Annotated in this window: 10 protein-coding genes and 1 pseudogene; all 11 read right to left on the bottom strand. The window is 44.3% G+C overall.

The window, feature by feature from the left end; all coding sequences use genetic code 11:
* A pseudogene (rpsN, locus tag RYL27_RS11050) lies at window positions 1–92 on the bottom strand (type Z 30S ribosomal protein S14); the annotation flags it as partial.
* Window positions 93–104: 12 nt separating this feature from the next.
* Window positions 105–644 carry a 50S ribosomal protein L5 gene (rplE, locus tag RYL27_RS11045; protein ID WP_007157668.1) on the bottom strand — a complete coding sequence of 180 codons (540 nt, stop codon included), beginning with the start codon at window positions 642–644 and terminating at the stop codon, window positions 105–107.
* A gap of 19 nt (window positions 645–663) precedes the next feature.
* Window positions 664–969 (bottom strand): 50S ribosomal protein L24, encoded by a 306-nt coding sequence (rplX, locus tag RYL27_RS11040; RefSeq protein ID WP_183683843.1) that lies wholly within the window; start codon window positions 967–969, stop codon window positions 664–666.
* Between the two features lie 13 nt (window positions 970–982).
* A complete protein-coding gene (rplN, locus tag RYL27_RS11035; RefSeq protein ID WP_007157670.1) occupies window positions 983–1,351 on the bottom strand; it encodes a 50S ribosomal protein L14 in 369 nt (122 codons plus the stop codon).
* A 24-nt stretch (window positions 1,352–1,375) separates the two neighbouring features.
* Window positions 1,376–1,630, bottom strand: coding sequence for a 30S ribosomal protein S17 (gene rpsQ / locus RYL27_RS11030; protein ID WP_007157671.1), 255 nt, complete (start codon window positions 1,628–1,630; stop codon window positions 1,376–1,378).
* A gap of 17 nt (window positions 1,631–1,647) precedes the next feature.
* A complete protein-coding gene (rpmC, locus tag RYL27_RS11025) occupies window positions 1,648–1,851 on the bottom strand; it encodes a 50S ribosomal protein L29 (RefSeq protein ID WP_007157672.1) in 204 nt (67 codons plus the stop codon).
* Window positions 1,851–2,279 carry a 50S ribosomal protein L16 gene (gene rplP / locus RYL27_RS11020; protein ID WP_007157673.1) on the bottom strand — a complete coding sequence of 143 codons (429 nt, stop codon included), beginning with the start codon at window positions 2,277–2,279 and terminating at the stop codon, window positions 1,851–1,853. Before rplP ends, rpmC begins: the two co-directional genes overlap by 1 nt.
* A 2-nt stretch (window positions 2,280–2,281) precedes the next feature.
* Entirely contained in the window at window positions 2,282–2,944 is a 663-nt protein-coding gene (gene rpsC / locus RYL27_RS11015; protein WP_007157674.1) for a 30S ribosomal protein S3, read from the bottom strand.
* An 11-nt stretch (window positions 2,945–2,955) separates the two neighbouring features.
* Entirely contained in the window at window positions 2,956–3,345 is a 390-nt protein-coding gene (rplV, locus tag RYL27_RS11010; protein WP_007157675.1) for a 50S ribosomal protein L22, read from the bottom strand.
* Window positions 3,346–3,373: 28 nt separating this feature from the next.
* The gene (gene rpsS / locus RYL27_RS11005; protein ID WP_314343966.1) at window positions 3,374–3,652 is read right to left on the bottom strand and encodes a 30S ribosomal protein S19; all 279 of its coding nucleotides are present in this window, start codon (window positions 3,650–3,652) and stop codon (window positions 3,374–3,376) included.
* Between the two features lie 19 nt (window positions 3,653–3,671).
* Complete coding sequence (gene rplB, locus RYL27_RS11000; RefSeq protein WP_007157677.1) at window positions 3,672–4,517, bottom strand: 50S ribosomal protein L2; 846 nt, start codon at window positions 4,515–4,517, stop codon at window positions 3,672–3,674.

Raw genomic sequence — 4,517 nt, 5'->3', positions numbered from 1 at the left:
TGCGGACGTCCGCAAATCTTACATCTTGTATATTCTCTTGTGGAGAACTTTGCAGGTCTTTGCTGCTTTAATTTCATTGATAATTTTGCCATTTTTTCCTCCGATTATTTCGCAAAAGGCATATTGAACAGGGTAAGAAGCTCTCTGGACTCTTCGTCAGTCTTTGCAGTTGTAACGAAGATGATATCCATTCCTCTAACCTTATCTACCTTGTCGAACTCGATTTCAGGGAAAATAATCTGCTCTTTGATTCCAAGGGCATAGTTTCCTCTACCATCGAAGGCATTGGGGTTCACACCACGGAAGTCTCTTACTCGAGGAAGAGCCAAGTTGATCAAACGATCAGCGAACTCGTACATCTTCTCTCCGCGAAGAGTAACCTTACATCCAATTGCCTGTCCCTCTCTGATCTTGAAGTTCGCAACGGACTTTCTTGCCTTTGTTGTTACAGCATGCTGTCCGGTAATGATCTCTAAATCACGTACTGCACTGTCGAGAACCTTGGAATTTTCTTTTGCTTCACCAACACCCATGTTGATGACGATTTTTTCAAGCTTTGGAATTTCGTTAACATTCTTATAGTTAAACTTCTTCTGCATAGCTTCTTTGATTTCGCTATTGTAAATTTCCTTTAATCTAGCCATCCTTTATTCCTCCTTTCTCTTAGTCAATAACCTTACCGGTCTTCTTAGCCACACGAACCTTCTTGCCATTCTCAAGCTTGAATCCTACGCGAGTAGCCTGTCCATCAACAACAAGCATTACATTGGATGCATCCAAAGCTGCTTCCTTACGAACAATTCCGCCCTGTGGGTTAGCCTGACTTGGCTTCTGGTGCTTGGTTACCATGTTGCAACCTTCTACCACTACCTTGTTGGTCTTTGGATCGAAGGATAAAACCTTACCCTGCTTACCATTGTCCTTACCGGTAATGATCTTTACCATATCGTCTTTCTTAATTCTACGCATCTGGCTCCCCTCCTTATAATACTTCCGGTGCGAGGGATACGATCTTCATGTAACCATGATCTCTTAACTCTCTTGCTACCGGTCCAAAGATACGGGTGCCCTTTGCGGTATTATCCTCCTTGAGGATAACTGCTGCGTTCTCATCGAAACGGATATAGCTACCATCTTTTCTTCTGGTCTCATCCACTGTACGAACCACAACGGCCTTTACAACGTCACCCTTCTTAACCTGTCCGCCGGGAATAGCGTCCTTTACGGAAGCTACAATGATGTCTCCGATGGCGGCATATCTTCTGGTAGAGCCTCCCATAACACGGATGCAAAGAAGCTCTCTTGCACCTGTGTTATCAGCAACTCTAAGTCTTGTTTCCTGCTGAATCATATATGCTCCTTCCTTGCTCCTATATTACTTCGCCTTCTCAATGATGGAAGTAAGTCTCCATCTCTTGGTCTTAGATAAAGGTCTGGTTGCCATTACCTTAACTGTATCTCCCTCACCAGCCTCATTGTTCTCATCATGAGCGTAAATCTTAACGGTACGCTTTACGATTTTTCCAATAAGAGGGTGCTTCACGTGATCTTCAATAGCGATAACGATGGTCTTGTCCATCTTTGCACTAACCACCTTACCGGTACGGGTTTTTCTCAGATTTCTTTCCATTATTCTGTTCTCCCTTCTCACGCTTTCGCTTTCTCAGTGATAACAGTCTGAATCCGAGCGATGTTTTTCCGAACCTCGGTAATGCGGGCTGTATTATCCAACTGATTGGTTGCATTCTGGAATCGCAGATTGAAAAGTTCTTTCTTTGCGGAAACCAGCTCTTCATTCAGCTGCTCAGCTGACTTTGCCTTCAGCTCTTCTAAATATGTTTTCTTTTTCATTAGTTATCACCGCCTTCCAGATCTGCCTTTGCGACGATTTTGCAGTTACAAGGAAGCTTGTGAGAAGCAAGACGTAATGCCTCTCTTGCAATTTCCTCCGGTACACCGGCAATCTCAAATAACACGCGTCCCGGCTTAACTACTGCAACCCAGTACTCTGTAGCACCCTTTCCGGATCCCATACGTACTCCCAAGGGCTTTGCAGATACAGGCTTGTCTGGAAAAATGTCGATCCAAACCTTACCGCCACGCTTAATGTATCTTGTAAGGGCAACTCTGGCTGCCTCGATCTGATTGGATCTGATCCAACAAGGTTCAGTGGAAATAATTCCGAATTCTCCATGGCTAACGGTATTGCCTCTAGTAGCCTTACCGGTCATTCTTCCGCGCATCTGCTTACGGAATTTCGTTCTCTTAGGCATTAACATAATTATTTCTCGCTCCCTTCCTTATTTTTCTTGGCAGGAAGTACCTCGCCCTTGTAAATCCATACCTTTACTCCTAATTTTCCATAGGTAGTATCGGCCTCAGCAAATCCATAATCGATATCTGCACGAAGAGTCTGAAGAGGAATTGTTCCCTCGCTATAGAACTCACGTCTTGCGATATCCGCTCCGCCCAAACGTCCACCAACGGAAGCCTTAATTCCTAAAGCTCCTGCCTTCATGGTTCTGGACATAGCCTGCTTCAAAGCTCTACGGAAAGATACACGGTTCTCTAAGGACAACGCGATACTTTCTGCAACAAGCTGTGCATCTCTATCCGGTCTCTTGATTTCCTTGATATCGATGAAGATGTTCTTGTTGGTAATCTTCTGAACATCCTTCTTTAACTTCTCGATTTCTGCTCCGCCCTTACCGATAACGTATCCGGGCTTAGCAGTAAATACGATAATGCGAACCTTATCCTCAGCCGCTCTCTCGATTTCAATCTTAGAGACATTTGCGGAATACAGCTTCTTCTTTAAAAATTCTCTGATCTTGTGATCTTCGATAAGATTATCTGCAAAGTTTTTCTTGTCTGCGTACCACTTAGAATCCCAGTCCTTAATGATACCGACTCTCATACCGTGCGGATTGACTTTCTGTCCCATTCCTTGCCTCCTTACTTTCTTTCGTCCAGAATAACAGTGATGTGTGAGCTTCTCTTGAAGATTCTGTAAGCTCTACCCTGTGCTCTTGGGTGGATTCTCTTTAATGTTGGAGCTGCATTTGCGAAGCACTCTGCAACATAAAGATTCTCTCTATTCATATTGTTATTGTTTTCTGCATTAGCAGCTGCGGACGCAAGAAGTTTCTTAACCAATGTGGAAGCATATCTTGGGTTATAGGTTACGATTCCCAATGCCTCTTCCAAGCCCTTGCCACGAATAGCATCTAAAACAAAGCAAGCTTTCTGTACAGACACTCTAGCATAAGAAAGCTTAGCGGAAGGTCTTTTATCTTTATTTGCATTTCTCTCTCTTTTAATCTGAGATCTATGACCTTTTGACATTTTTCATGTCCTCCTTTCTTTATGCAGATTATCCTCTTCTTTCGTCGCCGTTACCGTGATGTCCGCGGTAAGTTCTTGTTGCAACGAATTCTCCCAGCTTGTGTCCTACCATATCCTCTGTAATGTATACAGGAACATGCTTTCTTCCGTCATGAACCGCAATGGTGTGTCCAACAAATGACGGGAAGATTGTGGAACGACGAGACCAAGTTTTCACTACTGTCTTTTGATTCTGTGCATTCAGTGCATCCACAGCCTTTAAAAGACTCTGATCTGCAAATGGTCCTTTTTTAATAGAACGTGCCATTTTTCTTTCTCCTCCTCAATTATTTGATGGCTCTACCATCACGTCTTCTTACGATAAGCTTATTGGAAAGCTTCTTCTTGTTTCTGGTCTTCAAACCAAGTGCAGGCTTACCCCAAGGTGTGCTAGGTCCGCTCCGTCCGATAGGAGCTCTACCTTCTCCACCTCCGTGTGGGTGGTCGTTAGGGTTCATAACAGATCCGCGAACTGTTGGACGGATACCCATGTGACGCTTTCTTCCCGCCTTACCAAGATTGATGAGGTTGTGGTCTCCGTTACCTACTACACCGATGGTTGCACGGCACTCGATAGGAACCATTCTCATTTCTCCGGAAGGAAGTCTTAAGGTTGCATACTTTCCTTCTCTCGCCATAAGCTGTGCTGCATTTCCTGCGGAACGAACCAGCTGCGCTCCCTTACCGGGCTTTAACTCGATAGCATGAATTTCGGAACCTACAGGGATAGCGGACAATGGTAAGCAGTTTCCTACTCTTGCCTCTGCCTCTGCTCCGGACATAACCTTCATCCCGTCAGTCAAACCGTTAGGTGCAAGGATGTATGCCTTGGATCCGTCTGCATAAGAGAGAAGTGCGATGTTTGCGGAACGGTTTGGATCGTACTCGATACCTACAACAGTTGCCACAATGCCGTCCTTACTGTTTCTCTTAAAGTCGATAATTCTGTACTTCTGCTTATTTCCACCACCGTGGTGACGAACAGTGATCTTACCCTGGTTATTTCTACCGGCAGTCTTTTTATTCTTAGCCAAAAGAGATTTTTCCGGTGTCTTCTTGGTAACTTCAGCGAAGTCGGAACCGGTCATATTTCTTCTGGACGGTGTATAAGCTTTATATGTCTTAATACCCAT

Source organism: Oribacterium sinus (assembly GCF_963537195.1).
Classification (GTDB): Bacteria; Bacillota; Clostridia; order Lachnospirales; family Lachnospiraceae; genus Oribacterium; species Oribacterium sinus_A.
Note: the sequence above shows the minus strand (reverse complement) of the source record. Positions and strands in the feature narration are given on the sequence as shown.